This is a genomic window from Chitinimonas viridis (assembly GCF_030409555.1).
Classification (GTDB): Bacteria; Pseudomonadota; Gammaproteobacteria; order Burkholderiales; family Chitinimonadaceae; genus Chitinimonas; species Chitinimonas viridis.
This window is the reverse complement of record NZ_JAUFPU010000001.1, coordinates 236,411-256,149: the sequence shown is the minus strand read 5'-3', so window position 1 is coordinate 256,149 and position 19,739 is coordinate 236,411. Positions and strand designations below refer to the sequence as shown.

Genomic DNA, 19,739 nt, shown 5'->3' with positions numbered 1-19,739 from the left:
CAATGAAGCTAGTCGACAAATTCCTGCATAACGCCGATTTCCGGCAACAGATCAGCATCTCGGTGACCGCTGGGGTGCTGTGCCTGGCCTTGCTGTCGTCCATGGCCAGCTCCTGGCAGGGCAGCAGCCAGATACGGCAATTGCTTCGCGGCCAGGGCGAGGGGGTGACCGAGAGCCTGGCACGCCAAAGCAAGCTGGCCCTGCTGTACGACGCTGCCGAGAATGCCAATGCGGCAGTTGAGGTGGCGCTGGATTTTCCTGACGTCAGCCGGGTGGAGATACGCCATGCCAATGGCCGGCTACTGCTGGCCAGGGACAGGGACGGCAGGGTGGTGCAACTGGCTGATGAAATGGCTGTCAAGGCCGGCCAGGTCATGCTGGAGGGCGAGACCGATGAAGCCTGGCGTTTCATCGCGCCGGTCATGGGCAAGGAAGGCGGCGAGGCCTCGCCCTTTGCGGTGGAGGAGCAAAAGAGCGAACGCATAGGCTATGTGCGGGTGGTGCAGAGCAAGGCTACACTCAAGCGCATGGTGACTGAAGTCTTCGTGGTCAACTTCGCCACCGGCTTTCTGGCGGCCTTCGTGCTGTTGTTCCTGATACGGCTGCTTACCCGCAGGCTCAGCCGTCCGCTGGCGCAACTGGCGCAGCGCATGGCACAGGCTGAGCAGGGGCAGACGGGGGTGCGGGCCGATCTGGCAGGCCCCCACGATATTGCCGAGATGGCCCAGGCCTTCAACAGCATGATTGCCGTGCTGGAGGCGCGCGAACAGGAGCTGCGCGAGGCGCGTGACGAGGCAATGCGCTTTGCCACGCTCAAGGCCGAGTTTGCTGCCACCGTCAGCCACGAGATACGTACTCCCCTCAATGGCGTGATTGGCACGCTGGATATTCTGATCTCTACCCCCATGCCGGCCAAGCAGCGCCAGTTTGTGCAGATGGCCTGGGATTCCTCGCAATACCTGCTGGATCTGGTCAACAACATCCTGGATTTCTCGCGGCTGGAAGCTGGCAAGCTGGAACTGGAATTGACTGACTACAACCCCCGCCGCTTGAGCGAGGATGTGATCGAGCTGTTAGCGCCGCAAGCCCATCAGAAGGGCCTGGACCTGGCCTACCTGGCAGCGCCGGACGTGCCCGTCAAGGTCAAGGGCGACCCGACACGCATCCGCCAGGTGCTGACCAATCTGGTCGGCAATGCCATCAAGTTCACCGAGCACGGTGAGGTGGTAGTGAGGGTGGCGCTGGCCGATACCGACACCTTGCGCTTTGAGGTGGTGGACACCGGCATAGGCATGAGCGAGCAGGCCCAGTCACGCATCTTCGACTCATTTACCCAGGGTGATACCTCGACAACCCGGCGCTTTGGTGGCTCCGGCCTGGGTTTGTCCATCTGCCGCCAATTGGTGGGCTTGATGGGCGGCGAGATCAATGTGGAAAGCGTGGACGGCAAGGGCAGCCGTTTCTGGTTCACTCTGCCACTGCAGGCCGCCAGCGAGATACCCAGCGTGCCGGAGCGCCAACCGGGTTGGCAGGGGCGTAGCGTGCTGCTGGTGGAAGAAAGTGCGGCGGTACGGCATTTTCTGGAGCAGTCGCTGGCTAACTGGGGCTTTGTCTGTACGGCGGCCCAAGGCAGCGCGGAGGCACTGGACTGGCTCAAGGCACAGGCTGCAGCCGGCACGGCATGCAGCTTAGTGATACTAGATAGCGACTTCGCCAGCCCCGAGGGCGGCAACCTGCCGCAGCAGATACGCGCCGACGAGGCACTGCGCGACACCTACATCATCGCCATGAATCGGCTGGGCGTGGCCCCTGCGGCGCAGCAGGGCGTGGATGCCCTGTTGAGCAAGCCCCTGCGGATGGAAAAGCTGCTGGCCTGCATAGCCGAGCAGGATCAGCAGGCTGCACTGCCACTGGTGGTGGAAGCGCCTCGCCTGGCTGGGCGCTGCCGGGTGCTGGTGGCCGAGGATAATCGTACCAACCAGGCTATCGCCGAAAGCATGCTGGCCATGCTGGGATGCCAGGTCGAGATCGTGGGCGATGGCCACGAGGCCCTACGGGCGTTCAAGCGGCAACGGTACGATCTGGTATTGATGGATTGCAATATGCCGCATATGGATGGCTACCAGGCGACGGCGGCGATCCGGGCGATGGAGGCCGAAGGCGGCGGCCGCGTGCCCATTGTGGCCATGACGGCCAATATCCAGCGCGGAGATATAGAAAAATGCCTGGCGGCGGGCATGGATGACCATCTGCCCAAGCCGCTGACCCTGGGAGCCGTAGGGGGCATGATAGGCCAGTGGGCCAAGCTGCCGGTGGTGGTACCCAACGATGGCACTGTGCCAGCGGAGCCGGCGGCGGCCGAGAATCGCGAACCGCTGGATGCCGTGGCGTTCGGCAAGCTGCGCGAGGCGCTGGGCGAGCGTATCAATCAGGCGGTGGAACCCTACCTGGAGGATATGCCGGTTTACCTGGAGGCCCTGGCACAGTCTGCCACCGCCCAGGATGCAGCACGCCTGCGCCAGACTGCGCACGCCATCAAGGGCGCCAGCAGCACCCTGGGTGCTGGCGCCGTCGCCAGCCTGGCACGCGAGATCGAGGCGCTGGCCGAAGTGGGGCAGACCGAAAACGCTGAATCCTTGCTCAGCCGCCTGCATGCCGAGTATGCGCTGACCAAGCAGGCCTTGCTGCAGGAGCTGAAAGGCGCGCAGGCCTCGTTGCTGGAAAGTACCGGCGATGCGGGCCTGGTGCTGGTGGTGGACGACGACCGCAGCACCCGCTCGGCCTTGCGCCATGCGCTGGAGCGCGGCGGCTTCCAGGTGGTGGAGGCCGGCGATGGCAACGAGGCGCTGGCCTTGCTGGGCCAGTGCGCACCTGATGTGATACTGATGGATGGCCTGATGCCCGGCATGGACGGCTTCACTGCCTGTGCCCGCCTGCAGGAAATGCCGGAGTACCGCGATATCCCGGTGCTGATGATTACCGCGCTGGACGACAACCAGTCGATAGAGCAGGCTTTTGCCGTTGGCGCCAGCGACTACCTGACCAAGCCCATCCACCTGGCTGTGGTGCAGCAGCGCGTGCGGCGAGTGGTGGATGCCACGCGCACCTCGCGCCATGTGCGCCACCTAGCCTATCACGATACCGTGACCGACCTGCCCAACCGGGCGCAGTTCTCCGAGGAGCTTAAGCAGGCCATAGAGCGGGCAGAGCGCACCGACCATGCCCTGGCGTTGTTGTTCCTGGATCTGGACCGCTTCAAGTTCGTCAACGACACCCTGGGCCACGAGATAGGCGACCGGCTGCTCAAGCTGGTGGGGCAGCGCATACGCCATTGCGTGCGCAGCAGCGACAGCGTGGCGCGGCTGGGGGGGGACGAGTTCACCGTGTTGCTCGATGAGCTGCCGGACCCAGCGGCAGCGGCCAATGCCGCACAGAAGATAGAACGCGCCCTGGGTAGCCCCTTTGAGATAGAAGGGCACGATATCTTTATCTCCACCAGTATCGGCATCTCCTTGTTTCCGGTGGATGGCAACAACGCCAGTACCCTGTTGCGCCATGCCGATACCGCCATGTATCGGGCCAAGCGGGCCAATGGCGGATTCCAGTTCTACGAAGCCGGCATGGATGCCTCGGTGTCCGAGCATCTCCGGCTGGAGAGTGCCCTGCGCCGGGCGCTGGAGCGCGAGGAGCTGCTGGTTCATTACCAGCCCGAAGTCGAGACCATCAGTGGCCACCTGTTTGGCATGGAAGCCCTGCTGCGCTGGAACCACCCCAACCGGGGCATGATCTCGCCGGCCGAGTTCATTCCGCTGGCCGAGGAAACCGGTCTGATCGTACCCATAGGGGAGTGGGTGCTACGCACCGCCTGCATACAGGCTCAGCGCTGGCTGGCAGCCGGTGTGCCGCGTCTGCAGATGGCGGTCAACCTCTCTGGTGTGCAACTGGCCCAACCCAACTTTGTGGAACTGGTAGACAGGATATTGACCGAGACCGGCCTGCCGCCACACTGCCTGACGCTGGAGATCACCGAGAGCGTGCTGATGGAACGGGCTCACGACGCTGTATCCAGCCTGCACGCGCTGAAGGCGCTGGGGCTGAACCTGGCGATCGACGACTTCGGCACCGGCTATTCCTCGCTCAGCTACCTCAAGCGTTTTCCGGTCAATGCGCTCAAGGTCGATTATTCCTTTACTCAGGATGTCACCACCGACCCCGACGCCGCCGCCATCGTCACCGGCATCGTGGCCCTGGCCCACAGCCTGCGCCTGCAAGTGGTGGCCGAGGGCGTGGAGACACCGGAGCAGCGAGATTTTCTGGGGCAGTTGGGCTGCGACTACATGCAGGGCTATTACCTGAGCCGCCCTGTGCCAGCCGAGCAGTTCGAAAGCACCATCCTGGCCCCACGCTACCCGCAACTGGCATGGCAGGGGGCACCGTCTTCACTGGTTTAGAGCGGTTAACAAACCCTTCTGGCGTTGTTGTGCGAGCCTGCTGTACCCACGTACTTTGTGCTACGCGCACAATCGCTCGCTTGCCTAGCCAGAACCGCTACGCTGGTTTTTGTTAGCCGGTCTTGGGCGGGGTAATAAAATCTCGGCGGCCTATCAGACTGGTGTGGAACTCATCGGACTTCCACTTGACTGACCGCGCCAAGAGTTTCTCACCATACTGCTGGCGATACCTATTCACCAAGCCATCAGGTCTGTTTTGATACGTCGCCACTCATTGCCATACACTGGGTGAATCGGTGTGCAACGTATGTACTTTGAGGGGTGAACTCAACCTGACGCTAGTCTGGCCGCTCGCCTAACAATGTATCTGCGTGATACGTTAATCGCTTTATTGTGAATTGTTCCTAAGCTGTTGTCGTGCGCTGGAAATTCGGCGCATGATTTTTATGATACCTGTTGCGTACATGGTTCCGCCTAGTATGGCAAAGGGGCTTATGTTCAATAGGATTTTTAGTAGCATTGGAAATAGATAGTCGGGTTTGTATGTGCGGTTAATTGTGAAGATTATTGCGATAATGCTTAAATGCCCAATTAGAACTAACAATGACGGTATGTGTACGTCGGATTTCTTCCAGAGTTGCACATGGTGAGAGCCGGTCATGAGAGCCATGACACAAACGCTGGCAATTAGTAGGCCAAGGTAGATTGCGGCGGTGATAATATACACCAAGTTAAAGCGCTGCAAAATATCTTCACCGCTGTCGGCTCTTGCGGAAAGTATGGCCTGCAGTACGGATGTGTAAATTTCCGATGCTAGTGGCAGTAATAAGATGCTGGCAATGATAAGTGCCGCTATGTGAAAGGATAAGATCTCTAGGCGTGTTAGCATATTGAGTTTGTAACCCACTATTTACTGTGTGATGTATTGATGGTTGGGGCCGGAATTTGTTGCGGGATGATGAAAATAAATCGTGGCTTGTTCGAGTGTTTTTCAATAAACATTGATTGAGGAGGCGCTGGGCAGCTTGTATCGAGATGAAGTATGGATAAAAACTTTATGGCTAAGTCAACCCAATTTTCATTCTATGGGCCATGCCATTTGCTGTCAAGATTGGGGCGATGCACTGACGTAGTCAGCTCAATTGCTGCTGGATTTGGCGTCGACCAGTCTCTTTTTCACGACGCTATTTGGTAGTGGGTATAAGGGATACAATCGTATTTGGAGCCGCTAAGAGCGGCTAACAAAACCCGTCTGGCGTTGTTGTCCATCTACTGTCAGCAATCGCACGCCTGACCAGAGCCGCTACGCGGGGCTCCGTGAGCGCCGCCAAACCTATAAGGGCTCCCTTGCCTGTATGCTGAAGTAACCTATCATCCGTAGCAACTGCTCGGCCTGCTGGCTGAGTTCCTCTGCCGTTGCGGCCAGTTCTTCGGCCGTGGAGGCGGTGAGCTGGGTGACGATATTCAGTTCGCTGACCACGGTATTGACCTGCTGCACCCCTTCAGCTTGGTCGTCTGAGTTGAGCGCGATCTCGCGGATTAGGTGCGAGGTGTGCTCTATATTGGGCACCATGGTCTTGACCAGCTCGCCGGCCTGATGGGCACGCGCCATGCTGGTGCTCGATACATCGATGATCTCGTGCGCGGCCAACTGGCTGCGCTCTGCCAGCTTGCGTATCTCGCTGGCGACCACGGCAAACCCCTTGCCTTGCTGGCCGGCTCGGGCAGCTTCGATGGCAGCGTTCAGGGCCAGCAGGTTGGTGCGATGGGCGATATCCTCTATCAACCCTATCCTGGCGGTGATGCCTGCCATGGCATCCACGGTGGCGGCCATGGCGCTGCCGCTGGCCTGGGCTTCGGTGGCGGCGAGGCTGGCGACGGTATCGGTGTGGCGGGCGTTCTCGTGGTTGTGGGCAATGGAGGCACTGAACTGTTCGATGGAGGCGGCGGTTTCTTCCAGGCTGGCGGCTTGTTCGGTGGCGCTTTGCTGCAGCCCCTGGGCGGTGCAGCTTACCTGCTGGGATGCCAGGTTGAGGACACCAGCGGCGGCATTGATCTCGGTGATGATGCGATGCAGGCGCTCCACCATCTGCCGTATGGCGTAAAGCAGGCTGCTGCGGTCGTTGCTGGCCGTCTCTATCTGCAGGCACAGCTCGCCTGCTGCGACTCTTTGCGCTACCTCGGCGGCATAGTCGGGCTCGCCACCCAGTTGCCGGAGCAGGCGGTGGCTGAATAGCCAGGCGGTAGCCAGGCTGATCAGTACGGCGAGCAGGCTGAGCAGCAGCACCTGCAGGCGGGTGCTGGCATAGCGTGATTCAGCTGCCAGGTAGGCGCGTTCGCTCTTGCGGTACTGTAATTGCACCAGCGCATCCAACTCGGCCAGCCAGCGGCTTTGATGAGGGCGTACCTGTTTGAGCAACGCACGCCCCAGCTGGGTACTGTCGGGGCTGGTCGCCATGGCGATGGCATCGTCTATGGCCAGCTGAGTCGCCCGTTCCAGTGCTGGCAGTTTGGCCAGGATGGCTCGCTCGGCCGGCAGGGATTGGGTATTGGCTGCTATCAGGGCCGCCAGGTGAGCATGCCGTCGCTGGTAGAGGCGGCGGTTTTCTTCAATACGGGCTATCTCCCGGCGTACCTCAGTTGGTTCGCTGAACAGGGCAATGTTGCGGACAGCCACCGAAATATCGCGCACGGCGGTAAAGATGGCCTGCGCATCCTGCATGGCCTGCATGTCTTGCTGGACGATGCTGCGCAACTGCTGCTGGGTGGTTTCCAGCCGATACAGCGCCGTCGCAGCCAGGGCGCCCAGTAGCAAGAGTACGGCGCCAAAGGCCAGCGCCAGGCGCTGGCGCAGGCTCAAGCGGATTATCATGTTTCCTCCTGCACGGGTGGCTTGGCGCCACTCTGTGTCTGCCGGCTCAAGCCCTGAAACGTGCAATCTCCAGGCGCATATTGGCGGCGATGCTCTCCAGCTCGCCAGACAGCCGTGTGGTCAGTGATGCCGCCACACTGTTGCGCTCCACCATATTGGCAATCTGCTCCACATGCTGGGCGATCTGGTGGCCGGCCTGATCCTGCTCCTTCAGGGCGGTGGAGATGGTCTGGACCTCGTATTCCACCAGTTTGGCATCCTCGGTGATGGTGCGTACGGTGTCGCCTATCTGCCCTGCCAGCGCCACCCCGCCGGCAACCCGGCTCTGTGCTTGCTGCATGGCACCACTGGCCTCACTGGAGGAGCCCTGTATTGCGCCTATCTTGTCGCCTATGTCGCGGGTGGCTTCCGTCGTCCGCTCGGCCAGTTTGCGTACCTCGTCTGCCACCACGGCAAAGCCGCGTCCTTGTTCACCTGCCCTCGCAGCCTCGATGGCCGCGTTGAGCGCCAGCAGGTTGGTCTGTTCCGCGACTTCCCGTATCACCTGCACGATGCCGCCTATCTCCTGCGAGCGTTCACCCAGCTCGCGTATGCTGGCGGCAACCTGGTCTATGGATTCGGCAATGCCATGCATCTCGATCACGGTGCGGGCAATGACCTTGCCGCCGCTCTCGGCATTCTGGTCGGCGTTCAGCGAGTGCTGCATGGCTTCGCGGGCACTGTCGGATAGTTGGCTGATACTGGTGGACAGCTGCTCTATGGCGGCTGCCATGCCATTGGAGGCATCGCTCTGCTTGCGCGAGCCGGCCGACACTTCGCTGGCGGAACTGCCCAGCTGCGATACCATCTCCATCAGCTTGGTGCTGGCCTCGCCTGCGTTCTTGAGCACGCCTTGCACATTGTTGGCCAATGAGTTGAAGGCCATGGCCGTGTCGGCAATTTCGTCGCGGCCCGTTACCGGTACCCGGCGGGTGAAATCCAGATCGCGCTCTATCTCGCGTATGGTTGTCGACAGGCGCACCAACTGCCCGGTGATGCTACGCACGATCCAGACAGACAGGGCCAATGCCAGGATACTGACCACGATGGCAAATGCGATCAGCCAGTTCCTGCCTGTGGCGTAGTCATCGTGGGCAGTCTTGGTCAGTACATCCGCAGACTTGGTATTGAATTCCACCAGTTTGTCCACCGCAGGCAGGAAGCTTCGGAAGGCTTTGCGGCCGTCGCCACGGAAGTAGGCAAGGGCGCCTTCGGCGTCACCGGCTTCCACGATCTTGCGGAATGCTGCGTGCGAATCCAGGTAGGCTTTCTGCTGCTTCTGGTACTCGGCAAACAGGGATTTTTCTGTGTCGTCAGCCAAATGCCGGGCGTATTCGGTTTCGTATTGTTGCAAAGCCTCGAGGTTCTTCTTCTGGCGGCCTAGCGTCTCGGTAATTTCCTCGGCATTTTTGGCGATCAGCAACTGGGTTTCACGATTGCGGAAGTCGATGGCCTCCGCGCGGATGGCGCCGGTATAGCGCACCCCAGGCAAGGCATCGTCGGTGACCCCTACCAGTGCGCTATCAAGCGCCGTCAACGAATAGATGCCCATGGCCCCCATCACGGCGACAAACACAACAAGGGCGCCAAATGCCAGGGCAAGTTTTTGAGAGATACGCATGACGGGCTCCGGGAGTAGGGACAGGTAGGGGCCCTCGGAGACCTTGCCACCAGGCGCAAGCTTGCCGTTTCGACTCAGCCGGTGCGGCATGGCTGAGACAGACTGGGCTGATGCAAGGCTGCAGGGTGACGGAAGCGAGATTTCCTTGAGTTCCTCCAACCGGTGTAGTCGGCAAGAGCAGGCTATGCAAGCGCTAGCCTTCTCCAGGTGGAGAATAACGTGCCTTTTCTATCTAATGCACTGATATAGAAGGGGTTTTTGTGCTTTCCGTCCGTCTAGTGGAAGGCGTAAACATCCATGGCCAAGCCACCGTTGGTCAGGCCGGTGTGCAGTCGTTCGGCCTTTGCATCGGGCCCTGCCGCACCAAGTGCGACATAGAGCGGCAGGTAGTGCTCCTCGGTCGGGTGGGCGCGCTGTGCGCCGGGAGCCTGTTTGCGGTAGTCCAGCAGTGCGGCCTGGTCACCCGCCAGCAGCTTGTCGTACACCCATTGCTGGAATGCCGGCACATACTCGTTGATGGCGGTGTCTGCGGGGGCGTCCCATTCCAGTTCGCGCAGATTATGGGTAATGCTACCCGAGCCGATGATCAGCACACCTTCGTCCCGCAGTGCGGCCAATGCATGACCAACACGCAGGTGATGGGCCGGATGCTCGCGGGGCTGTATGGTGAGCTGAAACACCGGTATATCGGCGGTGGGGTACATGTTCTTGAGTGGCACCCAGGCACCGTGATCAAGGCCACGGCCAGGGTCGATACCCACTTGTAGTCCGGCGGCTGCCAGCAAGGCGGCGGCGCGCTCAGCCACGGCGGGGGCGCCGGGTGGGGTGTACTGGAGTTGGAACAAAGGCTCGGGGAAGCCGTGGAAATCATGGATGGTGGCGGGGCTGGCGGTGGTGCTGACAGCCGGCAGGCTGGTCAGCCAATGCGCCGAGGCGACGAGTACGGCACGGGGCCGGGGCAGCGATTGGGCTATCCTGGCCCAGGCTGCGCCGGTGGGGCCGGCATCCAGGGCCAGCATGGGCGAACCATGGGAGATGAACAGGCTGGGCAGGCGAGACATGATCGAATTCCTTCAATGAGTTGAATCCATTATCAGCAGTGCCCGATTGGGGTGATAGCGGAAAGAAATCAACTTCTAGGTCGGAAAATTTGATGGATGCCTGCGCCTGCCTCGCTGCGGTCAAGCACTTAGCGCCGCTCAGCGCTTGGGCAAGGCCCACAGCAGCCCGCGGGTAATCAGGGCGGGGAACACTGTCAGGTGATCTTCGTCCTTGATGACTTCCGAGCGTATCGACAAGCCTGGATAGCCGCGCCCCTTCAATTGCTGCTCGAAGTGCTGCATGTCCTTCACCATGTCGGTCTCCTTGGCATAGCGGGGGTTGTCCGAGCCTGGCTGTACTGCCTCGAAGGCGCCGGCCACCATCAGGACGCGGGCGGAGAGGTTCTTGTTGCTGGCGGCGTATTGGCGCTCTACATCCAGCATATGGTAGCGGTCGTACCAGAGCGAGGGGCTGCCCAGGACATAATAGTCAAAGGTGTCGGGCTTGCGGAACAGCAGGTGCAGCCCCAGCAGCGAGCCGTAGGAGTGGCCGACGTAGATTTTCTTGCTCATGTCGGCACGGTAGTGCTGGGCCACGAAGGGAAGGACTTCCTCGCTGATAAAGCGGCCGTAGGGTTCGGCCTGGCCATAGGGACCATCGCCCTGGCCGGGTCGGCGTGTCTTCTTGAGCACGATATCGGTTGGGGTGTAGTCACGGTTGCGGCTGGTGATCGGGCTGTCGCCCCTGGCATAGGACAAGCCAACCAGGATGACCTCATCGAGATTGCGGCCATAGTCGTTGACCCGCCGGTTGATGCTGCGCACCAGCGGGAAGGCGTAGTTGGCGTCGGTCATGAACAGCACCGGGTAGCGTTTCTGCGTCTTGTTGTAGGACTCGGGCAGGCTGACGAAAATCTCGTAGTCGCGCGGCAGTATCCTGGACGGAACACTGCGGACCTCGGTGTGCTCCAGGGTGTAGGGACGGGCGGCGGTACTGGCCAGTGTGGTGGCCTGGATCAGCAGGCCGAGAGCGATCAGCAAAGGCGTGGTGGCGCGGTTCAGCATGGTACTTTCTTGGTTGTATCGGTAAAGCCAGATGAGCTTGTGTAGGCAGGCGTGCCTGTGGCGGGGCGCTGGATGGTGCTGGGGCAGTCGTTAGCAGTCGGGCTGGCGCCAGAGTTGTCGAGTGCCCAGGGCGTAGGCCATGCCCATGGTCAGGCAAAGCAAGGAGGTGATGACGAGGAAGGTATCTACACCCTGGCAGTTGCAGATATCGACCAGGCGCTCGGGCTGCCACAGCATCAGCGGTATGAACCCGATGCCACGCAGCACCAGCACGGCTGCGATACCCAGCAGCACGGTGCGCTGCCACGGTAGGCGGCGCAACATGCCAGCCCCAGAGAAGGCATAGGCGGCGGCCAGCAGCAAGGCCAGGGCGATGACGAGGCAGCAGACCACTGGGTACCAGTGGCCGGCACTGGCCATGGCGACGAGCCCATCCGGCGCCCCAAAAAAGGCATACCAGCTGGGCCCGCCAAGGGGGATGGCGAGGTGCAGCAGGCTAGCCGCCAGCGCGGCAATGCCAGCTGCAATCAGATAGCGGTTGGGTGCACGAGTCCTGGCGGCAGGCTGCATGACCTTACTTCCAGCGTACTTGTTCCACCTTGAAGCTCTCGCCGGCCGTGGGCTCCACCCCCAGCAGCTTGCGGTCGTGTATCACCACCTGCAAGGGGTAGGTCAGGGTGGTAAAAGGGACTTCATCGGCCAGTATTTTCTGCACATCCACGTAGCGCTTGGCCCGATCGGCCTGCTTGGTGGCGACACGTGCGGCATCCAGGGCGGCATCGACCTGCGGGCTGCACCATTGGGCGAAATTGTAGCCATTGCCGGCGGCATCGCAGCTAGCCAGGTTGCTGTAGAAGCCATCGGGGTCGAGTGCGCCACTCCAGCCACTGAGCAGGCTGGGTGCTTCGCCGGCGCGGGCTTTCTTGACCAGTTCAGTCCACTCCACGTTCACCAGGTTGAGCCTGACACCCAGCTTGGCCCAGTCGGCCTGTATCAGCTCGGCGGTCAGCTTGAAGTTGGGATTGGTGCCGGAACCCCCCGGCCGCACCCACATTTCAGCTTCAAAACCTTGGGGGTAGCCTGCCTCGGCCAGGAGCTTGCGGGCACGGTTAAAGTCGGGCGCAGCAGGTCTGACTGCCTCCACGCCCCATAGGCTGCGCGGCGAGTAAGGCGTCGCGGCGGTCTCGGCCCGGCCGTCGTACACGCTTTTGACGAGGGCGGCACGGTCTATGACCGAGGCCAGTGCCTGGCGTACCCGCTTGTCGTCGAATGGTTTGCGGCCCACATTGAAAAACAGCTGGCTGCTGGATTGGATGCGCAGGGGGGTGACTGCGAACTGGGCATTGCCGTCAAAACGCGGCAGGTCTTGCGGCTTGATGGTGTCGGCGAGATGGCATTCGCCGGCCAGCAGCTTTTGCGCCCGCACTGCCGGGTCGCTGACGGTGGCGATGATCAATTTATCGATGGCCGGCTTTTGCCGCCAGTAACGTGGGTTGGCGTCGTACCGCGCCTGGGCGCCCTTGTCGAACTTCTTCAACTGATAAGGCCCGGTGCCTACCGGGTGGCTGCTGATCAGCAGCGGGGTGGCGGCTTTGTCGAGCTGCTTGCCGTATTCGGCCGAGACGATGGCCAGGGCAGGGTGGGCAAAGCGCTCCAGCAAGGGGGCATAGGGCTTAGTGAGCGTCAGCTTGACGGTGTGGTCGTCGATTTTTTCCACGCTCTTGAACAGGTTCTTCCAGTCGCCGGAGTTGGCATAGGGGAAACCTGCGGGCGCGGCCTTGGCGCCGGGGTGGCTGGGGTCGATCTGCCGCTGCAGTGTCCACAGCACATCGTCGGCGTTGAAATCGCGGCTGGGTTTGAAGCTGTCGGTGCTATGCCACTTCACACCACGCCGCAGCTTGAAAGTGTAGACCAAGCCATCGGCCGAGATATCCCACTGGGCTGCCAGGCTGGGGGTGAACTTGAAGGGGCCGGGCAGGTATTCGATCAGGTTGTTGTAGAGCTTGGCTGCAGAGGCCGCATGGGTAGTGGTATTGGCGCTCTGGGCCGGATCGAACCCATCCGGGTCGGCATCGGCACAGATGACCAAGGGCTTGGCGGCAAGTGCGCTGACAGTGGCAAGGGCCAACAGGGCCAGTCGGATGGTGTGCATGGTTCTTCCTCTCTCGTTTTATTGGTATGTGTGCCTCTGGGCGTCAATACGGTACGGCCGAGGACTCCATCATTCAAACCAGTCCGCATCGGGCAGCTTGGCAAACACCCGCCGCAGCCCTTCTCCCCAACCGCGCCGCAGCTTGTTGAAATAGGGATCATCGCCATCGATGCGGTGCGGTGCGGCCGGCACAAAGGTATCGGCACCGTAAAGCAGCATGTCTATGGGCAAGCCCACCGACAGATTGCTGCGTATGGTGGAATCAAACGAGATCAGCGTGCATTTGGCGGCCTCGGGCAGCGGTGTATCACTGCGCACCACCCTGTCTATGATGGGCTTGCCGTACTTGGATTCCCCAATCTGGAAGTAGGGGGTGTCCTCGCAGGTCTCGATGAAATTGCCCTGTGGGTAGACCTGGAACAGTCGCGTCGTCTCGCCCCGTATCTGCCCGCCCACGATAAAGTTGGCGCCAAAATCCACCCCCTGTCCCAGAGTGCCTTCGCTGGCGTAGCGGGCCACCACTTCCTTGACCGTGTTGCCTACCAGGGCGGCTGCGTCATACAAGGTGGCGACGTTGTGCAGATTGACCGCATCGTCATCCAGCCGCTGCCGCAGCAAGCTCACCACGCTCTGGGTGGTGGCCAGGTTGCCGGCGCTCAGCAGCACAATCAGCCTTTTGCCGGGCTGCTCGAACACATGCATCTTGCGGAAGGTGGCGATATGGTCGACCCCGGCATTGGTGCGGGAGTCGGAGGCGAACAGCAGGCCGGTATCCAGCCGCATGGCGACGCAATAGGTCATGGCGTGGCGGAAGTCAGTAGAATGGCAGGCAGTTTAACGGGATGCGTAGCGCTGTGGGCAAGACCCGCGCACATCCCACCTCAGCGGGAAGGCAATATGTCTATGTGGCAACACTGTGTCGTGTCTATGGCTGGCGCGCGCATGGCTGTTTTTGGTCTGCTGGCCTCAGCGTTGTCGCCCCTGGCCTGCGCAGCAGGCTCGATAGATGAGGATAATGCCTATTTCCGCAAGATGATGATCCCCATCATCGCAGATGCCCGGGGGCGCGACATGGCGAAGCGCTGCCAGAAACGCTATGACGCCCGCGCCCTATCGCAATACGAATCGTGGACCGGTGGGCGATATGATGTGTTCGTGCATCCCTACAAGCAGTTGGATCTCTATATCGCTAGTGAGCTGAAGGTAGAGTCGCCCCAGTCTGCCGCGCTGGTGAAAGCGACCTTGCTTAGCCGGGTCGCGCAGGACGCGGCGAAATATAACGATGAGCTCGGGCGTGATCGTATCCTGCTGCGCTGCCGAAACTTTTTCTCCTATATCGCCTATGTCGAATCGAGCGCGCGAGGCAAGCCCTACGACTTCGATGGCTTGATGCGAGCCGTCCACAACTGACAGCGACCTGGCGTCATCACTGATCCTGCCATGGCGCGGCCTGCATTACTCGTGCCACTGCATGGAGGCTTTCGCCTCCGCCACCCTGCCGCATTCCCCTTACCGGACAGGCGTCCAGATAATCGAGCCCCACGGCCAATGGAACATGGCGGTTGCCGGCCAGGCATTGGTTGCTGACGTCGAACCCCAGCCAGCCTTCCTCCAGCCAGGCCTCTACCCAGGCGTGGCTGGCCACATGCTCTGCGTCGGCCGCCAGGTAGCCACTGACGTAGCGGGCCGGTATGCCCAGCAGGCGGCAGCAGGTGGCATAGACATGGGCATGGTCCTGGCACACCCCGCGCGCCTGGGCAAAGGCATCGGCCGCAGCGGTGGCGACATCCGTGCTGCCGGGGGTGTAAGGCATGCGTTCTCCCACGGCCTGCATCAGTGCACCCAGGCCAGCCAGCCGGTTTGCTACCACGGCCGCGTGGTGCTGCTGGGCAAAGTCCTGCAGGGCGGCATCGGCATGGGTCAATGGCGAATCGCGCAGGAACAACTGTGGCGGCAGACTATCGTCGCGCATGGGGGAGGGCGCCGCATCCGATGTCTCGACCACCCCGGTGGCATGCAGGCGGATCTCGCTGTGCGGTTTGTCCAGCGTCAGCACATGCAGCACGTTGCCGTAGGCATCCAGGCCGCGCGCCGCCTGTGCGGGCAGGGTAAGTTGCCACTCGATGACGCGCAGGCGATCGGATGGCCGTGGCGTCAGCCGCAGGTACTGGGTGCTGCGGGCCACCGGGCTGTCGTAGCGGTACAGTGTCTCGTGATCTATGGCCAGGTGCATGGGGTTTCCTCCTGCTAAAGGGGCGCCGACATCCCTATCAGGCCACCTATCGCGTGCGAACAGATGGATGGTGGCAAGGGATGGTGCGCTTTGGTGTGCGGGCCTATTCCAGCTGTAGCTGCCAGTAGGCCACATCTATCCAGCGGTCATGCTTCAGGCCCACGCGCTCGAAGCAGGCTACGGGCTTGAATCCCAGTTTCTCGTGCAGGGCCACGCTGGCCGGGTTGGGTAGCGCTACCCCGCCGATTACGGTGCGCAGGCCTGCCTCCCTGAGCCGTGCCAGCAGCGCCTGGTACAGGCGCGTACCCACGCCTCGGCCACTGGCGTCGGGTGCCAGATAGACCGAGCTCTCCACGGCAAAGCGGTAGGCCGAGCGGGCGCGCCACTTGGTGGCGTAGGCATAACCCAGCAAGCGTCCTCCCTGCTCTGCCACCAGCCAGGGCAGACCGCCGGCCTGCACTTCGGCTACCCGCCGCGCCATTTCCTCGGGCGGGACGGGGGCCTCCTCAAACGAAATGGTGGTCTCCATCACATAGACCGAATAGATCGCCGCCAAGACCTTGGCATCGGCCTCGCTGGCATCACGTATTACCACTTCCATCTCAATTTGCCTCCAGGTAAGCGGCCCGTATGGCCTCGCCTAATCGGGCCGAGCGGGTCAGAAAGCCGGTAAGCCAGTCATGCAGGCCGAGGGCCATGATTTCGTCCACAGAGCCGTACTCCAACTGCACGGCCAGCTTGCCAGCCAGTTGTTTGACATGCCGGCCGGCATCCAGTGCGCCTTCGGCGGCTTCTATCTGCGGCAGGATGGCCCGTATCTCGTCGCAGCAGGCGCGCAGCGAGCGCGGCACGTCGGGCCGCAGTATCAGCAGCTCGGTCACCCGGCGGCCATCCAGGCTGTCGCGATAGGCCGCGTGATAGGCCTCGAAGGCCGAGAGCGAGCGCAGCAACGCGCTCCAGGCGTAGAAGTCGGGGGCGCTCTCTGCGGGCGCATCAACCGGCATCAGGTTGGCCTGGGCGGGGGCAATCAACTGGGACTTCACATCCAGCAGGCGGGCGGTATTGTCGGCCCGCTCGATGAACGTGCCGAGGCGGATAAAGCAATAGGCGTCATTGCGTTGCAAGGTGCCATAGGTGGCGCCACGGAACAGGTGCGAGCGCTCCTTCACCCAGTCGAAAAACGCCGACACGCTGGGTATGCCGCGACGCGGCATCTCCTTGGCTTCCAGCCAGCTGGCGTTGATGGCCTCCCACATCTCGGCCGTGATCTGGCCGCGTACGGCATGGGCGTTCTCGCGGGCAAAGCGCAGGCAGCTCAGCACCGAGGCCGGGTTGTCCTGATCCAGCGCCATGAAGTTGAACAACTGCTCCGAATCGAGCCTGCTGTGGCGGGCGTGGAAGGCATCCAGCGAGCCGGTGACAGCGAGCGGCGCGGCCAGCTCGGTCAGGGCGCCGCGCGATTGCGGCAGCAGCGACAGCGAGTGGGTCACATCCAGCATGCGGACCAGGTTTTCGGCGCGCTCCAGATAGCGGCTCATCCAGTACAGCTGAGAGGCAGTGCGTGACAGCATTCAGGCCTCGCTCTCTGCCGCCACGGCCAGCGGCACCAGGCTACGGTCTATCAACTGTTTGTAATAGATGGCCGTGGGGTGCAGCGTGCCATCCGGGCTGGCGGCGTAGTCCGGTATCTCTCCCACACGGGTGTAGCCCAGCGAGTGGTATAGGCCCTCGGCGCCGGAGCCCGCCTCGGTATCGAGGTAAAGCATGCCGCGCTCCAGCTTGCGGGCCATGCCCTCCAGCGCGGCCATCAACAGGCTGGCAATGCCCTGGCCACGCCAGCGGCTGTGTACCATCAGCTTGCAGACCTCGGCCCGGTTGCGGCCATTGGCACGGGGGCAGGTATGCAACTGCACGGTGCCAACCACCTGCTCGCCGGCGCGGGCTACCCACAGCAGGGTGGCGCTATCACCCATATTGGCCAGCACACCCAGCCAGTAAGCATGGGCCCGCGCCAGCTCCAGCGGGGCCAGAAAGCCGATGCTGGCGCCGTGGTTGACGGTATCCATCAGCAAGCCGGTAAGGTCGGGCAACAGGCCCGATGCCATGGCGGGGCTGATGCGTTCTATCTTGATATCGATGTGCGCGTTCATTCAGGCCTCCAATACCCAGGTGTCTTTTGTACCGCCGCCTTGTGACGAATTGACCACCAGCGAGCCGGCCTTGAGTGCTACGCGGGTCAAGCCGCCGGCCACCATGGTGGTTTCGCGGCCGGTCAGCACAAACGGGCGCAGGTCGATATGGCGCGGCGCAATGCCGCTTTCCACAAAAGTGGGACAGCTGGACAGGCACAGGGTGGGCTGGGCGATATAGTTGGCGGGGTTGGCCCGCACCCGCAGACGGAAGTCCTCCACCTCGGCCGCCGTCGAGGCCGGCCCGACCAGCATGCCGTAGCCCCCTGCGCCGTGTACCTCCTTGACCACCAGCTCGGCCATATGGGTCAGCACATGGTCCAGTTCGGCCGGCTTGCGGCACTGCCAGGTCGGCACGTTGTGCAGTATTGGTTCCTCACCCAGATAGAAGCGGATCATTTCCGGCACATAGGGGTAGATGGACTTGTCGTCGGCCACTCCTGTGCCGATGGCGTTGGCCAGGATCAGATTGCCCTGCTTGTAGACCGACAGCAGCCCCGGCACACCCAGCATGGAATCGGCGCGGAAGGCCAGCGGGTCCAGAAAGGCATCGTCTATGCGGCGGTAGATGACGTCCACCCGGCGGGGGCCGACGGTGGTGCGCATATACAGGTAGTCGTCCTTGACGAACAAATCCTGCCCCTCCACCAACTCCACACCCATCTGCTGGGCCAGGAAGGCATGCTCGAAATAGGCCGAGTTGAACGGGCCGGGCGTCAGCACCACCACGGTAGGGCTGTCAGCTACGCTGGCGTGGCGCAGGGTATTCAGCAGCAAGGTGGGGTAGTGCGCTACGGGCGCCACCGGGTACTGGGCAAACAGCTCGGGAAACAGCCGCATCATCATCTTGCGGTTTTCCAGCATATAGCTGACGCCCGATGGCACCCGCAGATTGTCCTCCAATACGTAGTAGCCGCCGTCGGCATGGCGTATCAGGTCTACCCCCGTGATATGGGCGTAGATGCCATGGGGTAGATCCAGCCCCTGCATGGCCGGCTGATACTGCGCATTGGCAAATACCTGCTCCGCCGGCACCAGGCCGGCCTTGATGATCTCGTGGTCGTGATAGATGTCCCACAGAAAGCGATTGAGTGCGCTAACCCGTTGTCGCAGGCCCGCTTCCAGCATCTGCCACTCGCTGGCCGGCACGATGCGCGGCACCGTATCAAACGGTATCAGGCGCTCGGCACCGGCTTCGTCGCCGTATACGGCGAAGGTAATACCCACCTTGTGGAATAACAGATCGGCCTCGGCCCGCTTCTTGGCCAGCGCTTCGGGTGTCTGCGCGTGCAGCCAATTGGCAAAAGGCTGATAGTGCGGGCGGATAGCCCCACTGGGCAGCAGCATCTCATCGTAGTGCGATGGTGCGGGGAGGGTAAGGGCGTGCATATGGGCTCCCTGGATGGTCTCATCCACCTTACGCAAGGGTTGTGCCGGGTGTGATCTGCCTTTATACGCCAAGGGCTTAGCCTAGGGGGAGGGCGAGGGGTGTGTAGTGGGTGCACCGTCTTGGTGCGTGCGCGCTACGACGGGTGCAGGGGGATGAGCGTGTCGGCAGTGTGAGCTGGGCGCGTTGTCCGACTGCTGCGATGGCTCAGAGCCCGTTGACGATTTTTTCACCACGTGGCGAATAGATCGTGAATAGGCCCTAAGTAGCCGCTGCTGGCAGGGACACCTGCCGCTTCAGCCCCTGATAGCCCAGCCAGACCGCAAGCAGCAGGTAGCTCAGTACGGCGGCGATGGCGATATAGGCACCATAGCGCACCTCATTAGCCCACAGCAGCAGGAACAGTATGGTCGCCAGCGTGGCTGCCGAAAGCAGCACTTCCGCCATGACAGTCAGGTACCGGCGTTGCCAGGTGGGCTGGCGCTGCCGTAGGGACAGCACTTGGCCCGCCAGCGGCCAGCCGAACATCAGCAGCAGCACAAGGCTGCCTGTGCTGGGCCATTCATAGCTCGTTGCTGCACTTTGTACATGCGGCCCCTCTGCTGGGCCTTTCTGCGTGCACTGGCTGAGCGGCATAAAGAAACTGGCCATCAGTGCGAAGGCGGAGATCAGCTTGAGCAAGCGCGCCAT

The 19,739-nt window shown here is 61.9% G+C and carries 15 protein-coding genes; 2 read left to right on the top strand and 13 right to left on the bottom strand.

Annotated features, from left to right (window positions below; genetic code table 11):
- Positions 1-2: 2 nt before the first annotated feature.
- Complete coding sequence (locus QWZ03_RS01150) at positions 3-4,451, top strand: EAL domain-containing protein (RefSeq protein ID WP_290331045.1); 4,449 nt, start codon at positions 3-5, stop codon at positions 4,449-4,451.
- A gap of 1,333 nt (positions 4,452-5,784) precedes the next feature.
- Here QWZ03_RS01150 and QWZ03_RS01145 read toward each other — a convergent pair.
- The 7 genes from QWZ03_RS01145 to QWZ03_RS01115 form a co-directional block, all read right to left on the bottom strand.
- A complete protein-coding gene (locus QWZ03_RS01145; RefSeq protein ID WP_290331044.1) occupies positions 5,785-7,323 on the bottom strand; it encodes a methyl-accepting chemotaxis protein in 1,539 nt (512 codons plus the stop codon).
- A gap of 46 nt (positions 7,324-7,369) precedes the next feature.
- On the bottom strand, positions 7,370-8,983 hold the full coding sequence (locus QWZ03_RS01140) for a methyl-accepting chemotaxis protein (RefSeq protein ID WP_290331043.1): 1,614 nt from the start codon (positions 8,981-8,983) through the stop codon (positions 7,370-7,372).
- A 275-nt stretch (positions 8,984-9,258) separates the two neighbouring features.
- A complete protein-coding gene (locus QWZ03_RS01135) occupies positions 9,259-10,044 on the bottom strand; it encodes a dioxygenase family protein (protein WP_290331042.1) in 786 nt (261 codons plus the stop codon).
- A 138-nt stretch (positions 10,045-10,182) separates the two neighbouring features.
- Positions 10,183-11,088: an alpha/beta hydrolase gene (locus tag QWZ03_RS01130; RefSeq protein WP_290331041.1), complete on the bottom strand. Its 906-nt coding sequence runs from the start codon at positions 11,086-11,088 to the stop codon at positions 10,183-10,185.
- Between the two features lie 90 nt (positions 11,089-11,178).
- Positions 11,179-11,658 carry a hypothetical protein gene (locus QWZ03_RS01125; RefSeq protein ID WP_290331040.1) on the bottom strand — a complete coding sequence of 160 codons (480 nt, stop codon included), beginning with the start codon at positions 11,656-11,658 and terminating at the stop codon, positions 11,179-11,181.
- Positions 11,659-11,662: 4 nt separating this feature from the next.
- Positions 11,663-13,240, bottom strand: a complete 1,578-nt coding sequence (locus tag QWZ03_RS01120; RefSeq protein WP_290331038.1) for an ABC transporter substrate-binding protein — start codon at positions 13,238-13,240, stop codon at positions 11,663-11,665.
- Between the two features lie 69 nt (positions 13,241-13,309).
- Positions 13,310-14,041 (bottom strand): proteasome-type protease, encoded by a 732-nt coding sequence (locus QWZ03_RS01115; protein ID WP_290331037.1) that lies wholly within the window; start codon positions 14,039-14,041, stop codon positions 13,310-13,312.
- 96 nt (positions 14,042-14,137) lie between these two features.
- Here QWZ03_RS01115 and QWZ03_RS01110 point away from each other — a divergent pair, with 96 nt between their 5' ends.
- Complete coding sequence (locus QWZ03_RS01110) at positions 14,138-14,650, top strand: hypothetical protein (RefSeq protein WP_290331036.1); 513 nt, start codon at positions 14,138-14,140, stop codon at positions 14,648-14,650.
- Between the two features lie 16 nt (positions 14,651-14,666).
- On the opposite strand, the gene QWZ03_RS01105 is transcribed toward QWZ03_RS01110, so the two are convergent.
- The 6 genes from QWZ03_RS01105 to QWZ03_RS01080 all read right to left on the bottom strand — a co-directional run bounded on the left by QWZ03_RS01105 (position 14,667) and on the right by QWZ03_RS01080 (position 19,739).
- Positions 14,667-15,473 carry a transglutaminase family protein gene (locus QWZ03_RS01105; RefSeq protein ID WP_284197862.1) on the bottom strand — a complete coding sequence of 269 codons (807 nt, stop codon included), beginning with the start codon at positions 15,471-15,473 and terminating at the stop codon, positions 14,667-14,669.
- A 103-nt stretch (positions 15,474-15,576) separates the two neighbouring features.
- Entirely contained in the window at positions 15,577-16,074 is a 498-nt protein-coding gene (locus QWZ03_RS01100; protein WP_290331035.1) for an arsinothricin resistance N-acetyltransferase ArsN1 family B, read from the bottom strand.
- A gap of 1 nt (position 16,075) precedes the next feature.
- Positions 16,076-17,044, bottom strand: coding sequence for an alpha-E domain-containing protein (locus QWZ03_RS01095; RefSeq protein WP_284197860.1), 969 nt, complete (start codon positions 17,042-17,044; stop codon positions 16,076-16,078).
- Positions 17,045-17,623: a GNAT family N-acetyltransferase gene (locus tag QWZ03_RS01090; RefSeq protein WP_290331034.1), complete on the bottom strand. Its 579-nt coding sequence runs from the start codon at positions 17,621-17,623 to the stop codon at positions 17,045-17,047. It abuts the gene before it with no gap.
- A complete protein-coding gene (locus tag QWZ03_RS01085) occupies positions 17,624-19,051 on the bottom strand; it encodes a circularly permuted type 2 ATP-grasp protein (RefSeq protein ID WP_290331033.1) in 1,428 nt (475 codons plus the stop codon).
- Between the two features lie 259 nt (positions 19,052-19,310).
- Positions 19,311-19,739: a hypothetical protein gene (locus tag QWZ03_RS01080; RefSeq protein WP_290331032.1), complete on the bottom strand. Its 429-nt coding sequence runs from the start codon at positions 19,737-19,739 to the stop codon at positions 19,311-19,313.

What these genes read in the sequence shown, in the direction of transcription:
- QWZ03_RS01150 (WP_290331045.1), top strand. Translation starts at nt 3, where the DNA reads ATGAAGCTAGTCGACAAATTCCTGCATAACGCCGATTTCCGGCAACAG.
- QWZ03_RS01145 (WP_290331044.1), bottom strand. Translation starts at nt 7,323, where the DNA reads ATGATAATCCGCTTGAGCCTGCGCCAGCGCCTGGCGCTGGCCTTTGGC.
- QWZ03_RS01140 (WP_290331043.1), bottom strand. Translation starts at nt 8,983, where the DNA reads ATGCGTATCTCTCAAAAACTTGCCCTGGCATTTGGCGCCCTTGTTGTG.
- QWZ03_RS01135 (WP_290331042.1), bottom strand. Translation starts at nt 10,044, where the DNA reads ATGTCTCGCCTGCCCAGCCTGTTCATCTCCCATGGTTCGCCCATGCTG.
- QWZ03_RS01130 (WP_290331041.1), bottom strand. Translation starts at nt 11,088, where the DNA reads ATGCTGAACCGCGCCACCACGCCTTTGCTGATCGCTCTCGGCCTGCTG.
- QWZ03_RS01125 (WP_290331040.1), bottom strand. Translation starts at nt 11,658, where the DNA reads ATGCAGCCTGCCGCCAGGACTCGTGCACCCAACCGCTATCTGATTGCA.
- QWZ03_RS01120 (WP_290331038.1), bottom strand. Translation starts at nt 13,240, where the DNA reads ATGCACACCATCCGACTGGCCCTGTTGGCCCTTGCCACTGTCAGCGCA.
- QWZ03_RS01115 (WP_290331037.1), bottom strand. Translation starts at nt 14,041, where the DNA reads ATGACCTATTGCGTCGCCATGCGGCTGGATACCGGCCTGCTGTTCGCC.
- QWZ03_RS01110 (WP_290331036.1), top strand. Translation starts at nt 14,138, where the DNA reads ATGTCTATGTGGCAACACTGTGTCGTGTCTATGGCTGGCGCGCGCATG.
- QWZ03_RS01105 (WP_284197862.1), bottom strand. Translation starts at nt 15,473, where the DNA reads ATGCACCTGGCCATAGATCACGAGACACTGTACCGCTACGACAGCCCG.
- QWZ03_RS01100 (WP_290331035.1), bottom strand. Translation starts at nt 16,074, where the DNA reads ATGGAAGTGGTAATACGTGATGCCAGCGAGGCCGATGCCAAGGTCTTG.
- QWZ03_RS01095 (WP_284197860.1), bottom strand. Translation starts at nt 17,044, where the DNA reads ATGCTGTCACGCACTGCCTCTCAGCTGTACTGGATGAGCCGCTATCTG.
- QWZ03_RS01090 (WP_290331034.1), bottom strand. Translation starts at nt 17,623, where the DNA reads ATGAACGCGCACATCGATATCAAGATAGAACGCATCAGCCCCGCCATG.
- QWZ03_RS01085 (WP_290331033.1), bottom strand. Translation starts at nt 19,051, where the DNA reads ATGCACGCCCTTACCCTCCCCGCACCATCGCACTACGATGAGATGCTG.
- QWZ03_RS01080 (WP_290331032.1), bottom strand. Translation starts at nt 19,739, where the DNA reads ATGGCGCGCTTGCTCAAGCTGATCTCCGCCTTCGCACTGATGGCCAGT.